A 24,808-nucleotide genomic window follows, 5' to 3' on the forward strand; every position below is an offset into this window, starting at 1 on the left:
TAATTGTCGTGGCTAAAGAAAAATTTGATCGTTCCCTACCGCACGTAAACGTTGGCACCATCGGCCACGTTGACCACGGTAAAACCACTCTGACCGCTGCTCTGACTCGCGTCTGCTCCGAAGTTTTCGGTTCGGCTCGTGTTGACTTCGACAAGATCGACAGCGCACCAGAAGAAAAAGCTCGTGGTATCACCATCAACACCGCTCACGTTGAGTACAACTCGACTATTCGTCACTACGCTCACGTTGACTGCCCAGGTCACGCTGACTACGTGAAGAACATGATCACTGGTGCTGCCCAGATGGACGGCGCGATCCTGGTTTGCTCGGCCGCTGATGGTCCGATGCCACAAACCCGTGAACACATCCTGCTGTCCCGTCAGGTAGGCGTTCCGTACATCGTGGTTTTCCTGAACAAGGCTGACCTGGTAGACGACGCTGAGCTGCTGGAACTGGTTGAGATGGAAGTGCGCGATCTGCTGAGCACTTACGACTTCCCAGGTGACGACACTCCGATCATCATCGGTTCTGCTCGTATGGCTCTGGAAGGCAAAGACGACAACGAAATGGGCACCACTGCCGTTCGTAAACTGGTTGAGACTCTGGACAGCTACATCCCAGAACCAGTTCGTCTGACCGACAAGCCGTTCCTGATGCCAATCGAAGACGTATTCTCGATCTCCGGTCGCGGTACTGTTGTGACTGGTCGTATCGAGCGCGGTATCGTTCGCGTTCAAGATCCACTGGAAATCGTTGGTCTGCGTGACACTACCGTCACCACCTGCACCGGTGTTGAAATGTTCCGTAAGCTGCTCGACGAAGGTCGTGCTGGCGAGAACTGCGGCGTTCTGCTGCGTGGTACCAAGCGTGACGACGTTGAGCGTGGCCAGGTTCTGGTTAAACCAGGTTCGGTTAAGCCTCACACCAAGTTCACCGCAGAAGTTTACGTTCTGAGCAAGGAAGAAGGCGGTCGTCACACTCCGTTCTTCAAAGGCTACCGTCCACAGTTCTACTTCCGTACTACTGACGTGACCGGTAACTGCGAACTGCCAGAAGGCGTTGAAATGGTAATGCCAGGCGATAACATTCAAATGACTGTTACCCTGATCAAAACCATCGCAATGGAAGACGGTCTGCGCTTCGCTATCCGTGAAGGCGGCCGTACCGTTGGTGCTGGCGTTGTAGCTAAAATCATCGAGTAATTATCTCTTCTGAGATAGCTCGGTTTTTTTGAGAGGGCCCCCGCTTAGCGGGGGCCTTTTTTATTGGGTTGACACCCATCGGGGGCGTCTATAGAATTGCGCCTCCTTTTAACGGGCGCATTGCGCCCGGTGGGAATAGCAGCCGGAGTCTGAAATCCAATGCAAAATCAGCAAATCCGTATCAGGTTGAAGGCTTTTGACCATCGCCTGATCGACCAATCCACCCAGGAAATCGTGGAAACCGCGAAACGTACTGGTGCTCAAGTGCGTGGTCCAATTCCACTGCCTACCCGTAAAGAGCGGTTCACCGTTCTGGTCTCCCCGCACGTCAACAAAGACGCGCGTGACCAGTACGAGATCCGTACTCATAAGCGCGTACTGGACATCGTCCAGCCAACGGATAAAACCGTTGATGCACTTATGAAGCTCGATCTGGCGGCCGGTGTGGAAGTACAGATCAGCCTCGGCTAAGACTCGGGTCTTAGTCGTGTAACGCTCTGAAATGGGCGGCCATAGCGGGTGAAAGCCCCGTACACTCATGAGGTTTACAACATGACTATTGGTGTAGTCGGTCGTAAATGCGGTATGACCCGTATTTTCACCGAAGAAGGTGTCTCCATTCCGGTCACGGTCATTGAGATCGAGCCGAATCGCGTCACCCAGTTCAAAACTGAAGAAACCGATGGCTATCGTGCAGTGCAAGTCACTGTCGGCGAGCGTCGTGCTTCGCGTGTGACTGCTGCTCAAGCAGGCCACTTCGCTAAAGCAAACGTTGCAGCTGGTCGCACCGTTATGGAGTTCCGTCTTGAAGACGGCGACTACCAGGCTGGCGATCTGATCAACGCTGAAATCTTCGCTGCTGGTCAACTGGTTGATGTAACCGGTCAGTCCAAAGGTAAAGGCTTCCAGGGTACGATCAAGCGTTGGAATTTCCGTGGACAAGACAACACTCACGGTAACTCCGTTTCCCACCGCGTCCCGGGCTCTATTGGCCAGTGCCAGACTCCTGGTCGTGTATTCAAGGGCAAAAAAATGTCCGGTCATATGGGCGCTGAGCGCGTGACCGTGCAGTCCCTCGAAGTAGTGCGCGTCGACGCTGAACGCAATCTGTTGTTGGTCAAGGGTGCTGTTCCTGGCGCTACTGGCGGCAACCTGGTTGTACGTCCAGCGGCCAAGGCTCGCGGTTAAGGGGAAGCTGACATGCAATTAAATGTAAATGACGCTCAAGCGATCGAAGTTTCCGAACTGACATTTGGCGGCGAATTCAACGAGACGCTGGTTCACCAAGCAGTCGTGGCCTACATGGCCGGCGGCCGTCAAGGTAGCAAGCAGCAAAAGACCCGTTCCGACGTACGTGGTGGCGGTAAGCGCCCTTGGCGTCAGAAAGGTACTGGCCGTGCTCGTGCCGGTACTATCCGTAGCCCAATCTGGCGTGGCGGCGGTACCACTTTCGCAGCTCGTCCGCAGGATCACTCGCAGAAGCTCAACAAGAAGATGTACCGCGCAGCTCTGCGCTCCATCCTTGCTGAACTCGTGCGTACTGACCGTCTGGTCGTGGTTCAGGACTTCGCTGTTGAAAGCCCGAAAACCAAAGATCTGCTGGGCAAACTGAACAACATGAGCCTGACCGACGTTTTGATCGTGTCGGAAGCTGTTGATCAGAACCTGTACCTGGCTGCTCGCAACCTGCCACACGTTGATGTACGTGACGTGCAAGGTTCCGATCCAGTTAGTCTGATCGCATACGACAAGGTGTTGATCACCGTGTCGGCCGTGAAGAAATTCGAGGAGCTGCTGGGATGAACCAGGAACGCGTATTTAAAGTTCTGCTTGGCCCGCACGTTTCCGAAAAGGCTACGGTTCTGGCTGACAAGAAAGGCCAGTTCGTTTTCAAGGTTGCAACTGACGCAACCAAGCTGGAAATCAAGAAGGCCGTCGAAAGCCTGTTCAGCGTGAAAGTAGAGCGTGTTACTACCCTGAATGTTCTGGGTAAGAGCAAGCGCACTGCTCGCGGTCTGGGCAAGCGTAATGACTGGAAGAAGGCAGTTATCTCCCTTCAGCCAGGCCAAGATCTCGATTTCAGCAGCAGTGCTGAGTAAGGAAGGGGTGCATCATGGCAATCGTTAAATGCAAACCGACTTCCCCTGGCCGCCGTTTTGTGGTCAAGGTGGTCAACCAGGAGCTGCATAAAGGCGCTCCTCACGCACCGCTGCTCGAGAAAAAATCGAAGTCTGGTGGTCGTAACAACAATGGTCGCATTACCACTCGTCACATCGGTGGTGGCCATAAGCAGCATTATCGTCTGGTCGACTTCCGTCGCAACGACAAAGATGGCATCGCTGCCACTGTCGAGCGCATCGAATACGATCCAAACCGTACTGCTCACATCGCTCTGCTGTTGTACGCAGATGGCGAGCGTCGCTACATCATCGCCCCTAAAGGCGTGAGCGCTGGCGACCAGCTGATCGCAGGTGCCCTGGCGCCGATCAAGCCGGGCAACGCTCTGCAACTGCGCAACATTCCAGTTGGTAGCACCGTACACGGCATCGAATTGAAGCCAGGTAAAGGCGCGCAAATCGCTCGTTCCGCTGGTGCTTCGGCTCAGCTGATCGCTCGTGAAGGTGTCTACGTGACCCTGCGTCTGCGTTCTGGTGAGATGCGTAAAGTGCTGGCTGAATGCCGCGCGACCCTGGGCGAAGTCTCGAACTCCGAGCACAGCCTGCGTTCGCTGGGTAAAGCTGGTGCCAAACGCTGGCGTGGCGTTCGCCCAACCGTTCGTGGTGTTGCCATGAACCCGGTTGACCACCCACACGGTGGTGGTGAAGGTCGTACCTCTGGTGGTCGTCATCCGGTATCGCCATGGGGCTTCCCGACTAAGGGCGCGAAGACTCGTGGTAATAAGCGTACCGACAAAATGATCGTCCGTCGTCGCAAGTAAATAGAGGGATACGACAGTGCCACGTTCTCTGAAAAAAGGTCCTTTTATTGATCTTCACCTACTGAAGAAGATCGAAGTGGCGGCGGAAAAGAACGATCGCAAACCAGTTAAGACCTGGTCGCGTCGTTCGATGATCCTGCCACAAATGGTCGGTCTGACCATCGCTGTACACAACGGTCGCTTGCACGTCCCAGTTCTCGTGAACGAAGACATGGTCGGCCACAAACTAGGCGAGTTTGCCGGTACCCGCACTTATCGTGGGCACGTGGCAGACAAGAAAGCCAAGCGTTAAGGGGTAAGGAAATGGAAGTAGCCGCTAAGTTGTCGGGCGCTCGAATCTCCGCCCAGAAAGCCCGCTTGGTCGCCGACCAGATCCGCGGGAAGAAGGTGGGCGAAGCGCTCAACCTGTTGGCTTTCAGCAGTAAGAAAGCCGCCGAGATCATGAAGAAAGTGCTGGAGTCGGCCGTAGCCAACGCCGAGCATAACGAAGGCGCAGACGTTGATGACCTGAAGGTCAGCACCGTTTTCGTCAACGAAGGGCGTTCGCTGAAGCGCATCATGCCACGTGCCAAAGGCCGTGCTGATCGCATCGTCAAGCGGTCTTGCCATATCACTGTCAAGGTTGCTGACAAGTAACGGAGTCGAAGAGATGGGTCAGAAAGTACATCCCATTGGCATTCGCCTGGGAATCGTCAAGGAGCACACCTCCGTCTGGTACGCAGACGGTCGGACTTATGCGGACTACTTGTTCGCTGATCTGAAGGTGCGTGAGTATCTCCAAGACAAACTAAAAAGCGCGTCCGTAAGCCGTATCGATATCCATCGTCCGGCACAAACTGCACGTATCACCATCCACACCGCTCGTCCAGGTATCGTTATCGGGAAGAAAGGTGAAGATGTTGAGAAACTGCGTCAGGACCTGACCAAGCAAATGGGTGTGCCTGTGCACATCAATATCGAAGAGATCCGCAAGCCGGAGCTCGACGGTATGCTGGTTGCGCAGAGCGTAGCTCAGCAGCTGGAGCGTCGCGTAATGTTCCGTCGCGCTATGAAGCGCGCTGTACAGAACGCCATGCGCATTGGTGCCAAAGGCATCAAAATCCAAGTGAGCGGTCGTCTCGGCGGTGCTGAAATCGCACGTACTGAATGGTATCGCGAAGGTCGTGTGCCACTGCACACCCTGCGTGCCGACATCGACTATGCCAACTACGAAGCTCACACCACTTACGGTGTGATCGGTGTAAAGGTTTGGATCTTCAAAGGCGAAGTAATTGGTGGTCGCCAAGAAGAACTGAAACCACAAGCACCAGCGCCTCGTAAAAAAGCTGCTAAGTAAGGGGTACGCCAAATGTTGCAACCTAAGCGTACGAAGTTCCGCAAGCAGATGACAGGCCACAACCGTGGTCTGGCTCAGCGCGGTAGCAAAGTCAGCTTCGGCGAGTTCGCGCTGAAGTCTGTAGCTCGTGGTCGTCTCACCGCTCGTCAGATCGAGTCAGCGCGTCGTGCTCTGACCCGTCACGTAAAACGTGGCGGCAAGATCTGGATCCGTGTATTCCCGGACAAGCCGATCTCCAAAAAACCTCTCGAGGTTCGGATGGGTAAAGGTAAGGGTAACGTGGAGTACTGGGTAGCCCAGATTCAGCCAGGCAAAGTCCTGTATGAAATCGAGGGTGTTTCTGAAGAGCTGGCGCGTGAGGCTTTCGCCCTGGCTGCTGCAAAGCTGCCGCTCGCCACCTCCTTTGTTAAACGGACGGTGATGTGATGAAAGCGAATGAACTTCGTGAAAAATCCGCACAGCAGCTGAACGAGCAACTGCTCGGCCTGCTGCGCGACCAGTTCAATCTGCGTATGCAGAAAGCAACTGGCCAGTTGGGGCAGTCCCATCTGCTCTCGCAAGTTAAGCGTGACATCGCTCGCGTGAAGACTGTGCTCAACCAGCAGGCAGGTAAGTGATCATGGCTGAAGCCGAAAAAACTGTCCGTACGCTGACTGGCCGTGTTGTCAGCGACAAGATGGACAAAACCATCACCGTTCTGATCGAGCGTCGCGTTAAGCACCCGATCTACGGTAAATATGTTAAGCGTTCGACTAAGCTGCACGCGCACGACGAAACCAATCAGTGCCACATCGGCGACAAAGTCACTATTCGTGAAACTCGTCCGCTGGCCAAGACCAAGTCTTGGGCACTGGTTGATGTTCTCGAACGCGCTGTGGAAGTCTAAGGACTAGGGGTCGGAGAAATTATATGATTCAGACTCAATCCATGCTCGATGTGGCCGATAACAGCGGCGCTCGCCGTGTTATGTGCATCAAGGTGCTGGGTGGCTCCCATCGTCGTTACGCTGGTATCGGTGACATCATCAAAGTTACCGTGAAGGAAGCAATTCCTCGCGGTAAGGTGAAAAAAGGCCAAGTGATGACTGCTGTTGTAGTCCGCACTCGTCACGGCGTACGTCGTGCTGATGGCTCCATTATCCGCTTTGATGGCAACGCTGCTGTTCTTCTGAACAACAAGCAAGAGCCGATCGGCACCCGTATCTTTGGGCCAGTGACCCGTGAGCTTCGTACTGAGAAGTTCATGAAGATCGTCTCGCTCGCCCCAGAAGTGCTGTAAGGAGATCCGACATGCAAAAGATTCGTCGTGACGACGAGATCATCGTGATCGCCGGCAAAGACAAAGGTAAGCGCGGTAAGGTGCTTAAGGTTCTCGCTAATAACCGTCTGGTTATCGGTGGTCTGAACCTGGTCAAGCGTCATACCAAGCCTAACCCGATGTCGGGCGTGCAGGGCGGTATCGTCGAGAAAGAAGCTCCGCTGGACGCTTCTAACGTCGCCATCTTCAACGGCGAAACCAACAAGGCTGACCGCGTTGGTTTCAAAGTAGAAGACGGTAAGAAAATTCGTGTCTTCAAGTCGACCCAAAAAGCGGTTGATGCTTGAACACTGCTAGGTAGATTAGACCATGGCACGACTACAAGAGATTTACCGGAAGGAAATCGCCCCTAAGCTTAAGGAAGAACTTAAGCTTGGGAACGTGATGGAAGTTCCGCGCGTTACCAAAATCACCCTGAACATGGGTTTGGGCGAAGCGATCGGTGACAAAAAAGTCATCGAGCACGCTGTTGCTGACCTGGAAAAGATCACCGGCCAGAAAGTCGTTGTGACTTACGCTCGGAAATCCATCGCTGGCTTTAAAGTCCGTGAAGGTTGGCCGATCGGCGTCAAAGTGACCCTGCGCCGTGAGCGTATGTACGAATTCCTGGATCGTCTGCTGTCGATCTCCCTGCCTCGGGTTCGCGACTTCCGCGGCCTGAATGCCAAGTCCTTCGATGGTCGTGGTAACTACAGCATGGGCGTGAAAGAGCAGATCATCTTCCCGGAAATCGACTACGACAAGATCGATGCTCTCCGCGGTCTGGACATCACCCTGACCACCACTGCCAAGAACGATGATGAAGGTCGCGCCCTGTTGCGTGCTTTCAAATTCCCGTTCCGCAACTGATTGGAGTAGGACCATGGCCAAGATGAGCATGAAAAACCGCGAGCTGAAACGTCAGCTCACGGTTGCCAAGTACGCCAAGAAGCGTGCAGCACTGAAAGCAATCATCGTTGATCTGAACGCAAGTCCAGAAGCGCGTTGGGAAGCTACAGTTGCTCTGCAGAAGCAGCCACGTGATGCAAGCGCTTCGCGCATGCGTAACCGCTGCCGCCTGACTGGTCGTCCACACGGCGTTTACCGCAAGTTCGGCCTCGGCCGTAACAAACTGCGTGAAGCGGCAATGCGTGGTGACGTACCTGGTCTGGTTAAAGCCAGCTGGTAAGTACTTTCAACGTCCAGGTGGTCGATGTCGCAAGATACTGACCGCCGGTGACCTTGAATCTGGAACAAGCCCCTTTTGGGGCTTGTTTCATTTCTGGAGTGTGTCTAAAATACGCGGCTCGCCTGAGCCCGTGTGTTTTACCCGGAGATTCTCGGCGACATATGTAGCCGCAAGGCTAATTTTTTTGTATTAGGAGCGTCTAGCCCATGAGTATGCAGGACCCGTTAGCGGACATGCTAACTCGTATCCGTAATGCCCAGATGGCTGAAAAGTCCGTCGTAAGCATGCCATCTTCCAAGTTGAAGGTTGCTGTTGCCAAAGTCCTGAAAGACGAAGGCTACATTGCGGGTTATCAGATCAGCAGCGATGTAAAAGCACTGCTGTCCATCGAGCTGAAGTACTTCGAAGGCCGTTCGGTCATCGAGGAAGTGAAGCGCGTTAGCCGTCCAGGCCTGCGTCAGTACAAGTCCGCTGAAGATCTGCCGAAAGTTCGTGGCGGTCTGGGCGTGTCTATCGTCTCCACCAACAAAGGTGTGATGACGGATCGTGCTGCGCGCGCTGCCGGTGTCGGCGGCGAAGTTCTTTGCACTGTGTTCTAAGGGGGGATAAGCATGTCTCGCGTCGCTAAGAACCCCGTTAAGCTGCCAGCCGGTGTCGAAGTCAAATTCGCAGGCCAACAGCTTTCGGTGAAGGGTGCCAAGGGTACTCTTGAACTGAACATCCATTCGTCCGTTGAGATCGTTGAAGAAGCGGGTGAGCTGCGTTTTGCTGCTCGCAATGGCGATCAACAAACTCGCGCAATGGCCGGTACCACGCGTGCGTTGGTAAACAACATGGTCCAAGGCGTAAGCCAAGGCTTCGAGCGTAAGCTCCAGCTGGTCGGTGTTGGTTACAAAGCGCAAGCAAAAGGCACGGTTTTGAACCTGGCCCTTGGCTTCTCGCACCCTGTGGATTACGAACTGCCAGCGGGCATCACTGCTGAGACCCCTAGCCAGACCGATATCCTGATCAAGGGCATCGACAAGCAGCTGGTAGGTCAAGTGGCCGCTGAGATCCGCGACTTCCGTCCACCAGAGCCGTACAAAGGCAAAGGTGTGCGCTACGCGGACGAAGTCGTCCGTCGTAAAGAAGCCAAGAAGAAGTAGGGCATAGCAAATGACCGACAAAAAAGTTACTCGACTGCGTCGCGCTCGCAAAGCACGCCTGAAAATGCACGAACTCGAAGTCGTGCGTCTCTGCGTGTTCCGCTCGTCGCAGCACATCTACGCCCAGGTCATCTCGGCCGACGGCAACAAAGTCCTGGCAAGCGCCTCGACTTTGGATAAAGAACTGCGTGATGGTGCCACCGGCAACATCGACGCGGCCACAAAGGTTGGCCAGCTGGTCGCTACGCGTGCTAAGGCCGCTGGCGTCTCGCAAGTGGCTTTCGACCGCTCTGGCTTCAAGTACCACGGTCGCGTGAAAGCGCTGGCTGATGCTGCTCGTGAAGCTGGGCTGGAGTTCTAAGTTATGTCAAATAACGACCAAAAGCGCGACGAAGGCTACATTGAGAAGCTGGTTCAAGTTAACCGCGTAGCCAAAACCGTTAAAGGCGGCCGTATCTTCACTTTCACCGCGTTGACCGTGGTAGGTGATGGTAAAGGGCGTGTTGGCTTCGGCCGTGGCAAGTCACGTGAAGTGCCTGCTGCAATCCAGAAAGCAATGGAAGCTGCTCGTCGCAACATGATCCAAGTTGATCTGAACGGCACCACGCTGCAGTACGCAATGAAGTCCGCCCATGGCGCTTCGAAGGTGTACATGCAGCCTGCTTCTGAAGGTACCGGTATCATCGCTGGCGGCGCTATGCGTGCTGTCCTCGAAGTTGCTGGCGTTCAGAACGTTCTGGCCAAGTGCTACGGCTCGACTAACCCGGTAAACGTGGTTCACGCCACTTTCAAAGGTTTGAAAGCTATGCAATCTCCTGAGTCCATCGCTGCCAAGCGTGGTCTGACTGTCAAGGAGATCTTCTGATCATGGCTACCGTTAAAGTAACGCTGATCAAAAGCATGACCGGCCGTATCCCTAACCACAAACTGTGCGTTAAAGGTCTGGGTCTGCGTCGCATCGGTCACACTGTAGAAGTCCAGGATACTCCCGAGAATCGCGGGATGATCAACAAGGCTTACTACATGCTGCGTGTAGAGGGTTAATCGATGAAACTCAATGATCTGAGTCCAGCGCCGGGTTCCCGTCGCGAAAAGCATCGTCCGGGCCGTGGTATCGGTAGCGGTTTGGGTAAGACTGGTGGCCGTGGCCACAAAGGTCAAACCTCCCGCTCCGGTGGCACCATCGCTCCAGGCTTTGAAGGCGGTCAACAGCCGCTGCATCGTCGCCTGCCTAAGTTCGGTTTCGTATCCCTGAAAGCCATGGATCGCGCAGAAGTGCGTCTGTCCGAGCTGGCTAAAGTGGAAGGCGACATCGTTACTGTGCAGACCCTGAAAGATGCCAACGTGATCAACGTCAACGTACAGCGTGTGAAAATCATGCTGTCCGGTGAAGTGACTCGCGCTGTCACTATCGGCAAGGGAATCGGCGCCACCAAAGGTGCGCGTTCGGCTATCGAAGCAGCTGGCGGCAAGTTCGAGGAATAAATGGCTAAGCAAGGTGCTCTCTCAGCGCTCGGCAAAGGCGGTATGTCTGAACTTTGGGCTCGTCTGCGTTTTCTGTTCCTGGCGATTATCGTCTACCGAATAGGCGCACACATCCCGGTTCCAGGTATCAACCCGGACCGACTCGCAGACCTGTTTCGACAGAATGAGGGGACCATTCTTAGCTTGTTCAACATGTTTTCCGGCGGTGCGCTGGAGCGGATGAGCATCTTTGCACTGGGGATCATGCCGTACATCTCGGCATCGATCATCATGCAGCTGATGACCGCCGTCAGTCCGCAGCTGGAGCAGTTGAAGAAGGAAGGTGAAGCTGGCCGTCGCAAGATTAGCCAGTACACCCGCTACGGCACTGTCATCCTCGCCCTGGTTCAAGCTATCGGCATGTCCGTTGGCCTGGCCGGGCAGGGTGTTGCGTTCACTGGTGACTTTGGCTTCCATTTCGTCGCGGTATCCACGTTTGTGGCTGGTGCGATGTTCATGATGTGGCTGGGTGAGCAGATTACTGAGCGTGGTGTTGGCAACGGTATCTCGATGTTGATTTTCGCAGGTATCGTCGCCGGTCTTCCGAGAGCGATTGGGCAGTCTTTCGAGTCTGCACGTCAGGGTGATATCAATATCTTTGCCTTGGTTGCCATCGGTTTGCTGGCAGTAGCGATTATCGGTTTTGTGGTGTTCATTGAGCGTGGTCAGCGTCGTATTGCTGTTCACTACGCCAAGCGTCAGCAGGGCCGTAAGGTTTTTGCTGCGCAGACCAGCCACTTGCCGCTGAAAGTGAATATGGCCGGCGTTATTCCGGCAATTTTCGCGAGCAGCATTTTGCTGTTTCCGGCTTCGTTGGGTACCTGGTTTGGTCAGTCTGAAAATATGGGCTGGCTGCAGGACCTCTCTCAGTCGATCGCTCCTGGTCAGCCGTTGAATATTCTGCTGTTTAGTGCAGGGATTATTTTCTTCTGCTTCTTCTATACGGCGTTGATGTTCAATCCGAAAGACGTAGCGGAAAACCTGAAGAAGTCCGGTGCCTTTATTCCGGGCATCCGTCCAGGTGAGCAGTCTGCGCGCTACATTGATGGCGTTCTGACTCGTTTGACCCTGTTCGGTGCTCTATATATGACGGCCGTGTGCTTGTTGCCCCAGTTCCTGGTGGTTGCAGCAAACGTTCCGTTCTACCTTGGCGGGACCTCGTTGCTGATCGTGGTCGTGGTTGTGATGGACTTCATGTCCCAAGTACAATCGCACCTCGTTTCGCACCAGTACGAATCCCTGATGAAGAAAGCCAACCTGAAGGGCTACGGCAGCGGCATGTTGCGCTGAGTACCCCATAAGGTTCGAGGAGTTGGTGATGAAAGTTCGTGCATCGGTGAAAAAGCTGTGCCGTAACTGCAAGATTATTCGCCGCGAAGGTGTTGTTCGAGTAATTTGCAGCGCGGAACCGCGTCACAAACAGCGCCAAGGCTGAGTGTGATCCGCTTGAAGCCCGGCAGCTAGTGCGCTGCCGGGTTGATTATTTGTTATTACAGCGATATTATCTCGCGCCCTATTTCTTGGCTTCCGGGGCGTAGGTAGCTGTCAATTGGAGTCCCACTGAATGGCCCGTATTGCAGGCGTTAACATTCCAGATAACAAGCACACTGTTATCTCGCTGACCTACATCTATGGTGTTGGTCGCACTACTGCGCAGAAAATTTGCGCAGTCGCTGGTGTAAATCCAGCCGCTAAGATCAAGGATCTGAGCGACGAGCAGATTGAACAGCTGCGTGGCGAAGTGGCGAAGTTCACCACTGAAGGTGACCTGCGTCGCGAAATCAACATGAAAATCAAGCGTTTGATGGACCTCGGTTGCTATCGCGGTCTGCGTCATCGTCGTGGTCTTCCAGTACGCGGTCAGCGTACCAAGACTAACGCGCGTACCCGTAAAGGTCCGCGTAAGCCGATCCGCAAGTAATCGCCCCAGCGAATCGACAGGAAAATTATCATGGCAAAACCTGCTGCTCGTCCTCGTAAAAAAGTTAAAAAGACAGTGGTTGATGGCATCGCCCACATCCATGCTTCTTTTAACAACACCATCGTGACCATCACCGACCGTCAAGGTAACGCGCTTTCTTGGGCTACCTCCGGTGGTTCGGGTTTCCGCGGTTCCCGCAAGTCCACCCCGTTTGCTGCTCAAGTAGCTGCTGAACGTGCTGGTCAAGCTGCGCTGGAATACGGCCTGAAAAACCTCGACGTTAACGTCAAAGGTCCAGGTCCAGGTCGTGAGTCTGCTGTCCGTGCTTTGAACGGCTGTGGCTATAAGATCGCCAGCATCACCGACGTGACGCCAATCCCGCACAACGGGTGCCGTCCGCCGAAGAAGCGCCGCGTGTAATCCAGGAGATTGTAAAGAATGGCTCGTTACATTGGTCCAAAATGCAAACTCGCTCGTCGCGAAGGCACCGATCTCTTCCTGAAGAGCGGCGTGCGCGCGATCGAATCGAAGTGCAACATCGAAGCAGCACCTGGTATCCACGGCCAACGCCGCGGTCGCCAGTCCGACTACGGCACCCAACTGCGTGAAAAGCAGAAGGTCCGTCGTATCTACGGCGTTCTCGAGCGTCAGTTCAGCGGCTACTACAAAGAAGCTGCTGGCAAGAAAGGTGCAACCGGTGAAAACCTGCTGCAACTGCTCGAATGCCGTCTGGACAACGTTGTATACCGTATGGGCTTTGGTTCGACTCGTGCCGAATCCCGTCAGCTGGTATCGCACAAGTCGATCAGCGTTAACGGTCAGACCGTAAACGTTCCGTCCTACCAGGTTCGTGCTGGTGACGTGGTCGCAGTTCGCGAGAAAGCAAAAAACCAACTTCGCATTGTCCAAGCTCTCGATCTGTGTGCCCAACGTGGCCGCGTAGAATGGGTAGAAGTAGACACTGAGAAGAAGTCGGGCGTTTTCAAGAACGTTCCTGCTCGCAGTGATCTGTCCGCCGACATCAACGAAAGCCTGATTGTCGAGCTCTACTCCAAGTAAGGGCTAGAAAATAGGTGCATCCATGCAGATTTCGGTAAATGAGTTCCTGACACCCCGCCACATTGATGTGCAGGTTGTCAGTCCAACCCGCGCTAAGATCACTCTCGAGCCTCTCGAGCGTGGTTTTGGCCACACCCTGGGCAACGCGCTGCGCCGCATCCTGTTGTCCTCAATGCCCGGCTGTGCAGTAGTCGAGGCCGAGATTGACGGTGTGCTCCACGAGTACAGCGCCATCGAAGGTGTACAGGAAGACGTAATTGAAATCCTGTTGAACCTTAAAGGTCTGGCTATCAAGCTGCACGGCCGTGACGAAGTTACGCTGACCTTGTCGAAGAAGGGTTCGGGGGTGGTTACCGCTGCCGATATTCAGCTGGATCATGATGTCGAGATCGTTAACCCCGATCACGTAATCGCTAACCTGGCGTCTAACGGCGCTCTGAACATGAAGCTCACCGTAGCTCGTGGTCGTGGTTATGAACCGGCCGACTCGCGTCAGAGCGATGAAGACGAAAGCCGCAGCATTGGTCGCTTGCAGCTTGACTCTTCGTTCAGCCCGGTTCGCCGCATCGCATACGTGGTGGAAAACGCCCGTGTCGAGCAGCGTACTAACCTGGACAAGCTGGTTATTGATCTGGAAACCAACGGTACTCTGGATCCTGAAGAGGCTATCCGCCGCGCTGCAACCATCCTGCAACAGCAGTTGGCTGCGTTCGTCGACCTCAAGGGTGACAGCGAACCAGTGGTAATCGAGCAGGAAGACGAGATCGATCCGATCCTGCTTCGCCCGGTTGACGATCTGGAACTGACTGTACGTTCGGCTAACTGCCTTAAGGCGGAAAACATTTACTACATCGGCGACCTGATTCAGCGTACCGAAGTAGAACTGTTGAAGACTCCGAACCTGGGCAAGAAATCCTTGACTGAAATCAAGGACGTTCTGGCCTCCCGCGGTCTGTCCCTCGGCATGCGCCTCGACAACTGGCCGCCTGCAAGTCTTAAGAAGGACGACAAGGCGACTGCCTGATCGTCGTAATCACCGAACGTGAGTTTGGTAAGGAATGAACCATGCGTCATCGTAAAAGTGGTCGTCACCTGAGCCGTACCAGCTCGCACCGCAAGGCCATGTTCCAAAACATGGCGGTGTCGCTGTTCGAGCACGAGCTGATCAAAACTACACTGCCGAAAGCTAAAGAACTGCGTCGCGTTGCTGAGCCGCTGATTACTTTGGCCAAGACGGACAGCCTGGCTAACCGCCGTCTGGCTTTCGACCGTACTCGTTCGAAAGCTATCGTTGGTAAGCTCTTCAACGACCTGGGCAAGCGTTACGCTACCCGTGAGGGTGGCTACCTGCGCATCCTCAAGTGCGGTTTCCGCGCTGGCGACAACGCGCCTATGGCGTACGTCGAGTTGGTTGATCGTGCTACTGCTGGCGAAGCTGTAAGCGCCGAGTAAGACGACAAGCTGTAACGAAGAACCGGGCCTAGTGCCCGGTTTTTTGTGCGAGTAAGAAAAGCGCGATTTGTACAAGCTTCCGTCGATTGTGCTTGGCACTATGGCACGAGGGGAGTTTGGTAGTTATTTTCTATCGAAGCCTACAATTTAATGAATTTGTAGGCGTCATGTTGATGATCAATACTCCCTGCAAGCCGATTAGCCGGCAGTTCCAAGTCCGACCTGAGGGAAATTGAGCATGAGCCAGAATAAAATCCTTACGACCGCCAGCGGTGCTCCCGTTGCGGACAACCAGAATTCCCGTTCCGCAGGCCCGCGCGGCCCGTTGCTCCTCGACGATTTTCACCTGATTGAAAAGCTCGCTCACTTCAACCGTGAAAACATCCCTGAGCGCCGTGTACACGCCAAAGGCTCGGGTGCCTATGGCACTTTCACGGTCACCAAAGACATTACCCAATACACCAGTGCTAAGTTGTTCGAGTCCGTCGGCAAGCAGACGCCGACCTTCCTGCGCTTTTCTACGGTAGGTGGTGAGCGCGGTTCGGCTGATACCGAGCGCGACCCACGCGGCTTCGCCCTTAAGTTCTACACCGAAGAAGGCAACTGGGACATCGTGGGTAATAACACCCCTGTGTTCTTCATTCGCGATCCATTGAAGTTTCCTGACTTCATCCATACCCAGAAGCGCTTGCCGCAAAGCAACCTGAAAAGCGCGCAAATGATGTGGGACTTCTGGTCTCACTCCCCTGAGGCGTTGCACCAGGTCACCATTCTGTTTTCCGACCGTGGCATTCCCGATGGTTACCGCCATATGCACGGTTTTGGCAGCCACACCTATAGCCTGATCAACGCCAAGGGCGAGCGTCACTGGGTCAAGTGGCACTACAAAACCAAACAGGGCATCAAGAACCTGGCACCGGCCGAAGCTGCGCGTTTGGCCGGTACTGACCCTGATTACGCCCAGCGCGATCTCTTTGATGCGATCGAGCGCGGTGACTTCCCGAAATGGCGCGTGTGCATCCAGATCATGACCGAGGCCCAGGCCAACGCTCATTACGAGAATCCTTTCGATGTGACCAAAACCTGGTCGCAGAAGGAATTCCCTTTGATCGAAGTCGGCGAACTGGAGTTGAACCGCAACCCGCAGAACTACTTTGCTGAAGTGGAGCAAGCCGCATTCGGTCCGAGCAATATGGTTCCAGGCGTAGGCCTGTCGCCAGACCGCATGCTGCAAGGTCGTGTATTCGCCTACGCAGATGCCCACCGCTACCGCGTTGGTACCAATCACCAGCAACTGCCGGTGAACGCCCCACGTAGCCCAGTAAACAGCTACCAGCGTGATGGCTCGATGGCATTCGGCAGTAACGGTGGTGCGGCGCCTAATTACGAGCCGAACAGCTACGCCGATGCACCGAAGCAAGCGCCACAGTATGCAGAGCCTGCACTGGCACTTAATGGCGCGGCTGACCGCTACGATCACAGAGAGGACACTGATTACTACAGTCACGCAGGTGCGCTGTTCCGCCTGATGAGCGATGAGCAGAAAGCGTTGCTCACCAACAACATTGCCGGCGCAATGGGTGGCGTTTCCAGCGACGTGGTTCAGCGCCAGCTGCAACACTTCTACAAGGCTGATCCTGCTTATGGAGAAGCAATCGCAAAGGCGTTGGGTGTATCGCTTAGCTGACTCTAAACGATAAGCAGAACCGCCCTCATTTGGGCGGTTTTTGCGTTAAATCCGCTACTTTTCTCGGAAAATCTTCACTTTTCTGCCGTTGGTCCCGTGACCTTCGAGTCATCATGGTTCAAACTACAGACTTTCAAGCAGGGAGATGTAGGGCGATGCAAGGTCACCCCGACGTAATCGATTACCTCAACACGTTGCTGACGGGCGAACTGGCGGCTCGTGACCAATATTTCATCCATTCGCGCATGTACGAAGACTGGGGCTTTACCGAGCTCTACGAGCGTATCAACCACGAAATGGAAGAAGAGGCACAGCACGCCGACGCACTGATGCGCCGTATCCTCATGCTCGAAGGCACGCCGCGCATGCGTCCGGATGACCTGGATGTGGGCACCACGGTCCCTGACATGCTCGCCGCCGACCTGCGCCTCGAGTACAAGGTCCGTGCCGCGCTTTGCAAAGGCATCGAGCTCTGTGAACAGCACAGCGACTTTGTCACTCGGGAAATCCTGCGGGTGCAGTTGAATGATACCGAAGAAGATCACACCTACTGGCTGGAAAAGCAGTTGGGCCTGATCAAGTTGATTGGCCTGGAGAATTACCTGCAATCGCAGTTCTGATTCCCGGCAGCAAAAAGCCCCTGTCACTGCAAAGTGACAGGGGCTTTTCATTGGGCCCGAAAAAGTCAGGCCCGGTCGCGTTCCAACAGTGGTTTCAAGTAGTAACCGGTGTGTGACTGCGGCATTTCGGAAACCTGCTCCGGCGTACCTACGGCGATAATCTGACCGCCCTTGGAACCACCTTCCGGCCCCAGGTCTACCAGCCAGTCGGCCGTCTTGATCACATCAAGGTTGTGCTCGATCACCACCACGGTATTGCCGTGGTCGCGAAGGCGGTGCAGCACGTCCAACAGTTGCTGGATATCCGCGAAGTGCAGGCCGGTGGTCGGCTCATCAAGGATATACAAGGTCTTGCCGGTGTCGCGCTTGGACAGCTCACGAGACAACTTCACCCGTTGTGCTTCACCACCAGACAGCGTCGTAGCCGACTGCCCCAGCTTGATATATGAAAGGCCTACATCCATCAGGGTCTGTAGCTTGCGCGCCAGCGCCGGAACCGCGTCAAAGAACTCACGCGCTTCCTCGATGGTCATCTCGAGGGTTTCATGGATGCTCTTGCCTTTGTATTTGATCTCCAGCGTCTCGCGGTTATAGCGCTTGCTCTTGCACACATCGCACGGTACGTAGATGTCCGGCAGGAAGTGCATCTCCACCTTGATCAAGCCATCGCCCTGGCACGCTTCACAGCGGCCGCCCTTGACGTTGAACGAGAACCGGCCCGGTCCGTAGCCCCTTGAGCGTGATTCCGGAACGCCCGCAAACAGCTCACGAATCGGTGTGAACAGTCCGGTGTAGGTCGCCGGGTTGGAGCGCGGTGTACGGCCAATCGGGCTTTGGTCGATATCGACCACCTTATCCAGGTGTTCCAGGCCCTTGATGCTGTCATGGGCCGCCGCTTCCAGGGTGGTCGCGCCATTCAGGGCGGTGGCACTCAACGGGAACAGCGTGTTGTTGATCAGCGTCGACTTGCCCGAGCCGGAAACACCGGTCACGCAGGTCAGCAGGCCCAGTGGAATTTCCAGGTCGACATTGCGCAGGTTGTTGCCACGCGCGCCCTTGAGGTGCAGCGCCAGCTTTTTGTTGCGTGGCGTACGTTTGGCGGGTACTTCGATCTTCATGCGGCCGGACAGGTACTTGCCGGTCAGCGAGTCCGGGTGCGCCATGACTTCGGCAGGCGTGCCCTCTGCGACAATGTGCCCACCATGCACACCCGCGCCCGGGCCGATGTCGACCACGTAATCCGCCAGGCGAATCGCGTCTTCATCGTGTTCGACCACGATCACCGTGTTACCGATATCCCGCAGGTGTTTCAACGTACCCAGCAGGCGATCGTTGTCACGTTGATGCAAACCAATCGACGGCTCATCAAGGATGTACAGCACACCCACGAGGCCGGCACCAATCTGGCTGGCCAGGCGAATCCGTTGGGCTTCGCCGCCGGACAAGGTATCGGCGCTGCGATCCAGCGACAGGTAATCCAGGCCTACGTTGACCAGGAACTGCAGCCGCTCGCGAATCTCCTTGAGGATCTTGTCGGCGATCTCCCCACGGCGACCGGTCAGTTTGAGCACGCCAAAGTATTCGCAGGCATCACCGATCGGCAGGCTGGTCACCGCCGGCAAGGTCTTTTCGCCCACCCATACATGCCGCGCCTCACGACGCAGGCGCGTGCCGCGGCAATCCGGGCAAGGCTGGGTGCTGAGGAATTTCGCCAGCTCTTCGCGCACGCTGGCCGATTCAGTCTCGCGGTAGCGACGCTCAAGGTTCGGCACAATGCCTTCGAATGGGTGGGAGCGCTTGACGATATCGCCACGGTCGTTCAGGTACTTGAAGTCGACGTTCTGCGAGCCGCTACCATGCAGGATGACCTTCTGCTGGTCCGCCGGCAGTTGGTTGAAAGGCACTTCCAGGCTGAATTTATAGTGCGACGCCAACGACCCCAGCATCTGGAAGTAATAGACGTTGCGCCTATCCCAGCCGCGAATGGCCCCCTCCGCCAGCGTCAGGTCACCGTTGACCAGGCGCTTGATGTCGAAGAACTGCTTCACGCCCAGGCCATCACAAGTCGGGCAGGCGCCGGCCGGGTTGTTGAAGGAAAACAGCTTGGGTTCCAGCTCGCTGATGGCGTGGCCGCAGATCGGGCAGGCAAACCGGGCGGAGAAGATGATCTCTTCGCCTGGCTCGTCGTCCATCGGCGCCACCAGTGCAATACCGTCGGCCAGTTTCAATGCGGTTTCGAAGGATTCCGCCAGGCGCTGCTGCAGGTCGGCGCGCACCTTGAAGCGGTCGACCACGACATCGATCGAATGCTTCTTCTGCTTGTCGAGCTTCGGCGCTTCGTCCAGTTCATACAGCTTGCCGTTGATCCGCGCACGCACAAAACCTTGCGCACGCAGCTCTTCGAAAACGGAAAGATGTTCGCCCTTGCGCTCACGGATCACCGGTGCCAGCAGCATCAGCTTGGCACCTTCCGGCTGGGCCAGCACCAGGTCGACCATCTGGCTGACGGTCTGGGCTTCCAGGGGAATGTCGTGGTCCGGGCAACGCGGAATACCCACGCGTGCATACAGCAGGCGCAGGTAATCGTAGATTTCGGTAATGGTGCCCACGGTGGAACGCGGGTTATGGGAGGTCGACTTCTGCTCGATGGAAATGGCCGGCGACAGGCCTTCAATAGTGTCGACGTCGGGCTTTTCCATCATCGACAGGAACTGCCGGGCATAGGCCGACAGGGATTCCACATAGCGGCGCTGGCCTTCGGCATACAGCGTGTCGAACGCCAGCGACGATTTGCCGGACCCGGACAAGCCGGTGATGACGATCAGTTTGTCCCGGGGCAGGGTCAGGTCGATGTTCTTCAGGTTGTGGGTTCTAGCCCCACGAATCAGGATCTTGTCCAAGATGGCCTCGCACGGCGGGCGTAAATAATGCCGGAGTATACGGCTAAAGACTGGATGAATATACACTATCAAAAGGCCGCTTGCAGCCTTAGATGAAAGCTGCGCGGCAAAGCGCCGCATATACCCTCTCAATCGATGGGACTGGTAGAATCGCCGCCGGTTCACACGAGGTTTTTCCATGCACGATCCCCACAGCGAACGCATGAGTAGCGGCGAGACCCGAGCGGCAAGCGGTCTGGCCCTGGTGTTCGCCTTCCGTATGCTGGGCATGTTTATGGTGTTGCCGGTGCTGGCGACCTATGGAATGGATCTCGCAGGCGCAACCCCCGCGTTGATCGGCCTGGCGATTGGCGCCTATGGCCTGACCCAGGCGATTTTCCAGATCCCGTTCGGGATCATTTCCGACCGTATCGGTCGCCGCCCGGTGATCTACCTGGGGCTGATCGTGTTCGCCCTCGGCAGCGTGCTCGCGGCTCAATCCGATTCCATCTGGGGCGTGATCGCCGGGCGCATCCTGCAAGGCGCGGGCGCGATTTCCGCTGCGGTCATGGCGTTGCTGTCCGACCTGACCCGCGAACAACATCGCACCAAGGCCATGGCCATGATCGGCATGACCATCGGCCTGTCGTTTGCCGTGGCCATGGTGGTGGGGCCCTTGCTGACTCGCGCGTTTGGTTTGCACGGGCTGTTCCTGGCCACAGGCGGTATGGCACTGTTCGGCATCGTGATCGTGGCCTTCATGGTGCCGCGCTCCACTAGCACGTTGCAGCACCGTGAGTCAGGCGTCGCGCGCAAGGCCCTGTTGCCGACGCTCAAGCACCCGGACCTGCTGCGCCTGGATTTAGGTATCTTCGTATTACACGCCATGCTGATGTGCAGCTTTGTCGCCTTGCCTCTGGCCTTGGTAGAAAAAGCCGGCCTGCCCAAGGAGCAGCACTGGTGGGTCTACCTTACTGCGCTGCTGATTTCGTTCTTCGCCATGATCCCCTTCATCATCTACGGCGAAAAGAAACGCAAAATGAAACGAGTTTTGCTCGGCGCCGTCGCGACGCTGATGCTCACTGAGCTATTCTTCTGGCAGTTCGGCGACAGTCTGCGGGCGCTGGTAATCGGCACGGTGGTGTTCTTCACCGCGTTCAACCTGCTGGAGGCGTCGCTGCCTTCGCTGATCAGTAAAGTTTCACCGGCCGGCGGCAAAGGGACGGCGATGGGGGTGTATTCCACCAGCCAGTTCCTGGGTTCCGCACTGGGCGGCATCATGGGTGGCTGGATGTTCCAGCATGGCGGTTTGTCGGTTGTGTTCCTTGGATGCGCAGGTCTGGCTGCCCTCTGGCTGGCCTTTGCTGTTACCATGCGCGAACCTCCCTATGTGACGAGTCTGCGCTTGCCGTTATCGCCCGAAGCGATCCGCGAAGCCGGTCTGGTCGAGCGCCTTAAGGCCGTTACTGGGGTTACCGATGCCGTGGTTGTTGCTGAAGAAGCCGCCATCTACATCAAATTGGACACCGAATTATTGGATCGCGCGACGCTCGAGCAACTGGTCAACCCAGTGCCGACAGCGCGCCCAGCCTAGGAGAACGTTATGGCCCGTGGGGTTAACAAAGTCATATTGGTCGGTACGTGCGGCCAGGATCCCGAAGTTCGCTACTTGCCTAACGGTAACGCCGTGACCAACCTGAGTCTGGCGACCAGCGAACAGTGGACCGACAAGCAGACCGGCCAGAAGGTCGAGAAAACCGAATGGCACCGTGTGTCGATGTTCGGCAAGGTCGCAGAGATCGCCGGCGAGTACCTGCGCAAAGGTTCGCAGGTCTACATCGAAGGCAAGCTGCAGACCCGCGAGTGGGAAAAAGACGGCATCAAGCGTTACACCACTGAAATCGTGGTCGACATGCAAGGCACCATGCAACTGCTGGGCGGCCGTCCACAGGGCGACCAACAGGGCCAGGGCGGCATGTCCAACTCGGCTCCGCGTCCACAGCAGTCGCGCCCGCAGCCAAGCCAGCAGCCACAGCGTGAGTCGCGTCCAGCGCCACAACAGGCCGCGCCGCAACCGGCTCCGGATTTCGACAGCTTTGATGACGATATCCCGTTCTGAGGTTTAACACCCGGAACACACAGAACCCCCGCTGGCTCAGGCCTCGGGGGTTTTTTATCACCCGCGATCAGCTTCAGTCGAGGCGGCGGTGACAACCATCTCCTTGAACCGCTGCAGCATCGCCGAACCGTCATCGATCCGCGTCGCCAAATGCAACGGCGCCACCAGGCTGCGGCACTCCGTCAATTCCCGATAAACGATGCCATCCCCGCGCAAGCGCTGCATCGACGCCGGCACGATGGATACCCCAAGTCCAGCAGCCACCAGGCTTAGGGTCGCGGTCATGCGCGGAGCTTCCTGCACCACCTGCGGGCTGAACCCTGCTTCACGGCAGGCCACCAGAATTGCGTCGTACAAACCCAGCCCCACACGCCGGCGGTAGAGCACGAAGGACTCGGTCGCCAATGCCGACAAGGGCAGGGGAGATCCCGGATCGATTGCCAGAGGATGATCCGTGGGCAACGCCAGCAACATGGGCTCCACCAGGATCGGTTCGTCTTGCAGCGACTGGGTTGCGCTGAGGGGCGAGCGGATAAATGCTGCATCGAGCTTCTCATGGATCAACGCGTCCAGCAGTTCGCCGGTCCCGGCTTCCTCCAGCACCACCGTAACGCCGACAAAGGTTTCGCGAAACCGCCGTAATACACTCGGCACAAAGGGATGCAGCGCCGCCGAGCTGGTAAACCCGATCGCCAGGCGCCCACGCTCGCCCCGTGCGGCGCGGCGCACCACCTCTGCAATCCCATCTGCCTGGGCGAGAATCTCACGTGCTTCGTCCAGCAATGCGAGCCCGGCCGTCGTGGGCCGCACGCCACGGGGCAGGCGCTCCATCAAGACCACACCCAGTTCGGCCTCGAGGCTTTGCAGCATCCGCGTCAACGGCGGTTGCTGCATGCCCAGGCGTTCGGCGGCGCGGGTGATATAGCCTTCTTCGGCGATGGCCACAAAGGCCTTGAGTTGGCGAAGTTCCAGCATAGGGATACTTTTCAGGTATGGGAGTGCATCAATCCTGGCATTTGTTCTCATGACTCACAAGATTTAGGCTGTGGGCAACCTCAAGAAGAAGGAAAGCCGTGATGAACTGGTCAGCCAAGCAGTACACGATGTTCGAACAGCAGCGCACCCGCCCTGTCCGTGACCTGGTCGCGGCCATTCCGAACCTTGAAGTGCACAATGCCGTCGATTTGGGCTGCGGTCCCGGTAACTCGACTGAGGTGCTGGCCGAGCGTTTCCCGCAAGCGCACATCACCGGTATGGACAGTTCCGATGACATGCTGGTCGACGCCCGCAAACGGCTACCGACATTGAACTTCGAACTGGCGGATATCGGTGCCTGGAACCCTGTGTGCGCCTTCGATGTGATCCTGGCCAACGCGTCCCTGCAGTGGCTGCCGGACCACGCCACGCTGTACCCGCACCTGGTCCGCCAACTGACGCCCGGCGGTACGCTAGCGGTGCAAACCCCGGACAACCTCGACGAACCCGCCCACCACCTCGCCCGCGAAGTCGCGGCAGAGGGGCCATGGTCGGCAAAGATCGGTGCGGTCAAACACAACGAGCGCCACACGGCGAGCTACTACTACGAACTGCTGAGCAAACATTGCAGTACGGTCGATGTGTGGCGCACCACCTACCAGCACCCGTTGGCGAGCCACGCGGCAGTAGTGGAGTGGTTCAAGGCATCGGCGCTGAGGCCCTTCCTCGCGCCTTTGGCCGACAGCGAAAAAACCGCTTTCCTGCAGGAATACCAGGCGCGAATGACCCGTGCCTATCCGGCCCTGGCTGACGGCACTGTACTACTACCGTTTCCGCGCCTGTTCATCATCGCGACCCGCTGACGTCCAAAGGACAAGTGGCGGTCATGCCGCCGCTTGCGCCTTCAAATACTCATCCGCCGACACCATGCTCGCATACCCAAACGCCAGCGACGCCATGTAAGCCCCATGCACCTGCGCCGCCGGAATCACCTGCCCATTGAACTCCAGTTCCCGCGTGGCGCACGCGTCATGAATCACCGTGACCGTGTAGCCCAGGTCCGCCGCCGCCCGCACCACCGCGTCGATGCACATGTGGCTCATGCTGCCGACCACTACCAGGTCCGTGATGCTGCGCTGTTCCAACAGGGCTCGCAGGTTGGTCTCGCGGAACGCATTCACGAAATGCTTGAGCACCACCGGCTCGTTGCCCTCGTTCAACACTTTGCCATGCAGGTGCGCACCCTCGGAGCCGGTCGTGAAGAACGGTGCGTCATCGGAGGTGAACTCATGGCGCACATGAATCACCGCATCGCCCGCCTGGCGAAATGCTTGCAGCACCTGCGCGGCTTTGTCCGCTGCGGCGTCCACGCCGTCAAGTGGCCACTTGCCCTGGGGGAAGTAGTCGTTCTGGATATCGATTAGGATGAGCGCTTGCTTGGCCATGTGTGTTGCCTCGTGATGGGT

General features: G+C 56.5%; 37 protein-coding genes. 34 read left to right on the plus strand and 3 right to left on the minus strand.

Annotated elements, in window-relative coordinates; all coding sequences use genetic code 11:
- Positions 1-8: 8 nt before the first annotated feature.
- The 31 genes from tuf (at position 9) to bfr (ending at position 17,369) form a co-directional block, all read left to right on the plus strand.
- A complete protein-coding gene (gene tuf, locus BM017_RS27585) occupies positions 9-1,202 on the plus strand; it encodes an elongation factor Tu (RefSeq protein WP_010206920.1) in 1,194 nt (397 codons plus the stop codon).
- A gap of 159 nt (positions 1,203-1,361) precedes the next feature.
- Positions 1,362-1,673, plus strand: coding sequence for a 30S ribosomal protein S10 (gene rpsJ / locus BM017_RS27590; protein WP_003186070.1), 312 nt, complete (start codon positions 1,362-1,364; stop codon positions 1,671-1,673).
- Between the two features lie 81 nt (positions 1,674-1,754).
- A complete protein-coding gene (gene rplC, locus BM017_RS27595; RefSeq protein ID WP_003194649.1) occupies positions 1,755-2,390 on the plus strand; it encodes a 50S ribosomal protein L3 in 636 nt (211 codons plus the stop codon).
- A gap of 12 nt (positions 2,391-2,402) precedes the next feature.
- The gene (gene rplD / locus BM017_RS27600) at positions 2,403-3,005 is read left to right on the plus strand and encodes a 50S ribosomal protein L4 (protein WP_003176424.1); all 603 of its coding nucleotides are present in this window, start codon (positions 2,403-2,405) and stop codon (positions 3,003-3,005) included.
- The gene (gene rplW / locus BM017_RS27605; protein ID WP_002555488.1) at positions 3,002-3,301 is read left to right on the plus strand and encodes a 50S ribosomal protein L23; all 300 of its coding nucleotides are present in this window, start codon (positions 3,002-3,004) and stop codon (positions 3,299-3,301) included. The genes rplD and rplW overlap by 4 nt, the downstream gene beginning before the upstream one ends.
- A 14-nt stretch (positions 3,302-3,315) precedes the next feature.
- Positions 3,316-4,140 (plus strand): 50S ribosomal protein L2, encoded by an 825-nt coding sequence (rplB, locus tag BM017_RS27610; protein WP_003186055.1) that lies wholly within the window; start codon positions 3,316-3,318, stop codon positions 4,138-4,140.
- 16 nt (positions 4,141-4,156) lie between these two features.
- Entirely contained in the window at positions 4,157-4,432 is a 276-nt protein-coding gene (rpsS, locus tag BM017_RS27615; RefSeq protein WP_003232420.1) for a 30S ribosomal protein S19, read from the plus strand.
- A gap of 11 nt (positions 4,433-4,443) precedes the next feature.
- Positions 4,444-4,776 (plus strand): 50S ribosomal protein L22, encoded by a 333-nt coding sequence (rplV, locus tag BM017_RS27620; protein ID WP_003103908.1) that lies wholly within the window; start codon positions 4,444-4,446, stop codon positions 4,774-4,776.
- Positions 4,777-4,789: 13 nt separating this feature from the next.
- Positions 4,790-5,476, plus strand: a complete 687-nt coding sequence (rpsC, locus tag BM017_RS27625; RefSeq protein WP_003176422.1) for a 30S ribosomal protein S3 — start codon at positions 4,790-4,792, stop codon at positions 5,474-5,476.
- Positions 5,477-5,488: 12 nt separating this feature from the next.
- Positions 5,489-5,902, plus strand: coding sequence for a 50S ribosomal protein L16 (gene rplP / locus BM017_RS27630; protein WP_003176421.1), 414 nt, complete (start codon positions 5,489-5,491; stop codon positions 5,900-5,902).
- Positions 5,902-6,093, plus strand: coding sequence for a 50S ribosomal protein L29 (gene rpmC, locus BM017_RS27635; protein WP_002555481.1), 192 nt, complete (start codon positions 5,902-5,904; stop codon positions 6,091-6,093). Before rplP ends, rpmC begins: the two co-directional genes overlap by 1 nt.
- A 2-nt stretch (positions 6,094-6,095) precedes the next feature.
- The gene (rpsQ, locus tag BM017_RS27640) at positions 6,096-6,362 is read left to right on the plus strand and encodes a 30S ribosomal protein S17 (protein WP_003176419.1); all 267 of its coding nucleotides are present in this window, start codon (positions 6,096-6,098) and stop codon (positions 6,360-6,362) included.
- 23 nt (positions 6,363-6,385) lie between these two features.
- Positions 6,386-6,754 carry a 50S ribosomal protein L14 gene (gene rplN / locus BM017_RS27645; protein WP_002555479.1) on the plus strand — a complete coding sequence of 123 codons (369 nt, stop codon included), beginning with the start codon at positions 6,386-6,388 and terminating at the stop codon, positions 6,752-6,754.
- Positions 6,755-6,765: 11 nt separating this feature from the next.
- Positions 6,766-7,080, plus strand: coding sequence for a 50S ribosomal protein L24 (rplX, locus tag BM017_RS27650; RefSeq protein WP_003176416.1), 315 nt, complete (start codon positions 6,766-6,768; stop codon positions 7,078-7,080).
- Positions 7,081-7,102: 22 nt separating this feature from the next.
- Positions 7,103-7,642 (plus strand): 50S ribosomal protein L5, encoded by a 540-nt coding sequence (gene rplE / locus BM017_RS27655; protein ID WP_003194642.1) that lies wholly within the window; start codon positions 7,103-7,105, stop codon positions 7,640-7,642.
- Positions 7,643-7,655: 13 nt separating this feature from the next.
- Positions 7,656-7,961, plus strand: coding sequence for a 30S ribosomal protein S14 (gene rpsN / locus BM017_RS27660; RefSeq protein WP_003176414.1), 306 nt, complete (start codon positions 7,656-7,658; stop codon positions 7,959-7,961).
- A 206-nt stretch (positions 7,962-8,167) separates the two neighbouring features.
- Positions 8,168-8,560, plus strand: a complete 393-nt coding sequence (rpsH, locus tag BM017_RS27665) for a 30S ribosomal protein S8 (protein WP_010206883.1) — start codon at positions 8,168-8,170, stop codon at positions 8,558-8,560.
- 12 nt (positions 8,561-8,572) lie between these two features.
- Positions 8,573-9,106: a 50S ribosomal protein L6 gene (gene rplF / locus BM017_RS27670; protein WP_003194640.1), complete on the plus strand. Its 534-nt coding sequence runs from the start codon at positions 8,573-8,575 to the stop codon at positions 9,104-9,106.
- 10 nt (positions 9,107-9,116) lie between these two features.
- Positions 9,117-9,467, plus strand: a complete 351-nt coding sequence (gene rplR, locus BM017_RS27675) for a 50S ribosomal protein L18 (RefSeq protein WP_003186037.1) — start codon at positions 9,117-9,119, stop codon at positions 9,465-9,467.
- Between the two features lie 3 nt (positions 9,468-9,470).
- On the plus strand, positions 9,471-9,971 hold the full coding sequence (gene rpsE, locus BM017_RS27680; protein ID WP_003176409.1) for a 30S ribosomal protein S5: 501 nt from the start codon (positions 9,471-9,473) through the stop codon (positions 9,969-9,971).
- A 2-nt stretch (positions 9,972-9,973) separates the two neighbouring features.
- Entirely contained in the window at positions 9,974-10,150 is a 177-nt protein-coding gene (rpmD, locus tag BM017_RS27685; RefSeq protein ID WP_003176408.1) for a 50S ribosomal protein L30, read from the plus strand.
- 3 nt (positions 10,151-10,153) lie between these two features.
- On the plus strand, positions 10,154-10,591 hold the full coding sequence (gene rplO, locus BM017_RS27690) for a 50S ribosomal protein L15 (protein WP_003176407.1): 438 nt from the start codon (positions 10,154-10,156) through the stop codon (positions 10,589-10,591).
- On the plus strand, positions 10,592-11,920 hold the full coding sequence (secY, locus tag BM017_RS27695) for a preprotein translocase subunit SecY (RefSeq protein ID WP_003176406.1): 1,329 nt from the start codon (positions 10,592-10,594) through the stop codon (positions 11,918-11,920). It begins immediately after the preceding gene.
- A gap of 28 nt (positions 11,921-11,948) precedes the next feature.
- Positions 11,949-12,065 carry a 50S ribosomal protein L36 gene (gene rpmJ, locus BM017_RS27700; RefSeq protein ID WP_002555468.1) on the plus strand — a complete coding sequence of 39 codons (117 nt, stop codon included), beginning with the start codon at positions 11,949-11,951 and terminating at the stop codon, positions 12,063-12,065.
- 129 nt (positions 12,066-12,194) lie between these two features.
- A complete protein-coding gene (rpsM, locus tag BM017_RS27705) occupies positions 12,195-12,551 on the plus strand; it encodes a 30S ribosomal protein S13 (RefSeq protein WP_003194635.1) in 357 nt (118 codons plus the stop codon).
- A 30-nt stretch (positions 12,552-12,581) separates the two neighbouring features.
- On the plus strand, positions 12,582-12,971 hold the full coding sequence (rpsK, locus tag BM017_RS27710; RefSeq protein WP_002555466.1) for a 30S ribosomal protein S11: 390 nt from the start codon (positions 12,582-12,584) through the stop codon (positions 12,969-12,971).
- A gap of 18 nt (positions 12,972-12,989) precedes the next feature.
- A complete protein-coding gene (gene rpsD / locus BM017_RS27715) occupies positions 12,990-13,610 on the plus strand; it encodes a 30S ribosomal protein S4 (protein ID WP_003176404.1) in 621 nt (206 codons plus the stop codon).
- Between the two features lie 22 nt (positions 13,611-13,632).
- The gene (gene rpoA, locus BM017_RS27720) at positions 13,633-14,634 is read left to right on the plus strand and encodes a DNA-directed RNA polymerase subunit alpha (RefSeq protein ID WP_003176403.1); all 1,002 of its coding nucleotides are present in this window, start codon (positions 13,633-13,635) and stop codon (positions 14,632-14,634) included.
- A 41-nt stretch (positions 14,635-14,675) separates the two neighbouring features.
- Positions 14,676-15,062 (plus strand): 50S ribosomal protein L17, encoded by a 387-nt coding sequence (rplQ, locus tag BM017_RS27725; protein ID WP_003176402.1) that lies wholly within the window; start codon positions 14,676-14,678, stop codon positions 15,060-15,062.
- Positions 15,063-15,300: 238 nt separating this feature from the next.
- Positions 15,301-16,749, plus strand: coding sequence for a catalase (locus BM017_RS27730; protein WP_092250512.1), 1,449 nt, complete (start codon positions 15,301-15,303; stop codon positions 16,747-16,749).
- A 155-nt stretch (positions 16,750-16,904) separates the two neighbouring features.
- Complete coding sequence (bfr, locus tag BM017_RS27735) at positions 16,905-17,369, plus strand: bacterioferritin (RefSeq protein WP_033900044.1); 465 nt, start codon at positions 16,905-16,907, stop codon at positions 17,367-17,369.
- Between the two features lie 65 nt (positions 17,370-17,434).
- Here bfr and uvrA read toward each other — a convergent pair whose 3' ends face one another.
- A complete protein-coding gene (uvrA, locus tag BM017_RS27740) occupies positions 17,435-20,269 on the minus strand; it encodes an excinuclease ABC subunit UvrA (RefSeq protein WP_092250515.1) in 2,835 nt (944 codons plus the stop codon).
- A gap of 178 nt (positions 20,270-20,447) precedes the next feature.
- On the opposite strand from uvrA, the gene BM017_RS27745 reads away from it, so the two are divergent.
- Positions 20,448-21,842 carry an MFS transporter gene (locus BM017_RS27745; protein WP_092250518.1) on the plus strand — a complete coding sequence of 465 codons (1,395 nt, stop codon included), beginning with the start codon at positions 20,448-20,450 and terminating at the stop codon, positions 21,840-21,842.
- Between the two features lie 9 nt (positions 21,843-21,851).
- Positions 21,852-22,367: a single-stranded DNA-binding protein gene (locus BM017_RS27750; protein WP_003232445.1), complete on the plus strand. Its 516-nt coding sequence runs from the start codon at positions 21,852-21,854 to the stop codon at positions 22,365-22,367.
- Between the two features lie 57 nt (positions 22,368-22,424).
- Here the strand turns inward: BM017_RS27750 and BM017_RS27755 are convergent, their stop codons facing one another.
- The gene (locus BM017_RS27755) at positions 22,425-23,342 is read right to left on the minus strand and encodes a LysR family transcriptional regulator (protein WP_170856130.1); all 918 of its coding nucleotides are present in this window, start codon (positions 23,340-23,342) and stop codon (positions 22,425-22,427) included.
- A 101-nt stretch (positions 23,343-23,443) separates the two neighbouring features.
- Between BM017_RS27755 and tam the strand changes: the two genes are divergently transcribed.
- A complete protein-coding gene (gene tam / locus BM017_RS27760) occupies positions 23,444-24,205 on the plus strand; it encodes a trans-aconitate 2-methyltransferase (protein WP_092250523.1) in 762 nt (253 codons plus the stop codon).
- A gap of 21 nt (positions 24,206-24,226) precedes the next feature.
- Here the strand turns inward: tam and BM017_RS27765 are convergent, their stop codons facing one another.
- Positions 24,227-24,787 (minus strand): cysteine hydrolase family protein, encoded by a 561-nt coding sequence (locus BM017_RS27765; RefSeq protein WP_092250526.1) that lies wholly within the window; start codon positions 24,785-24,787, stop codon positions 24,227-24,229.
- Between the last annotated feature and the right edge of the window lie 21 nt (positions 24,788-24,808).

This window comes from Pseudomonas sp. NFPP04 (assembly GCF_900113815.1).
In the GTDB taxonomy this organism is placed as follows: Bacteria; Pseudomonadota; Gammaproteobacteria; order Pseudomonadales; family Pseudomonadaceae; genus Aquipseudomonas; species Aquipseudomonas extremorientalis.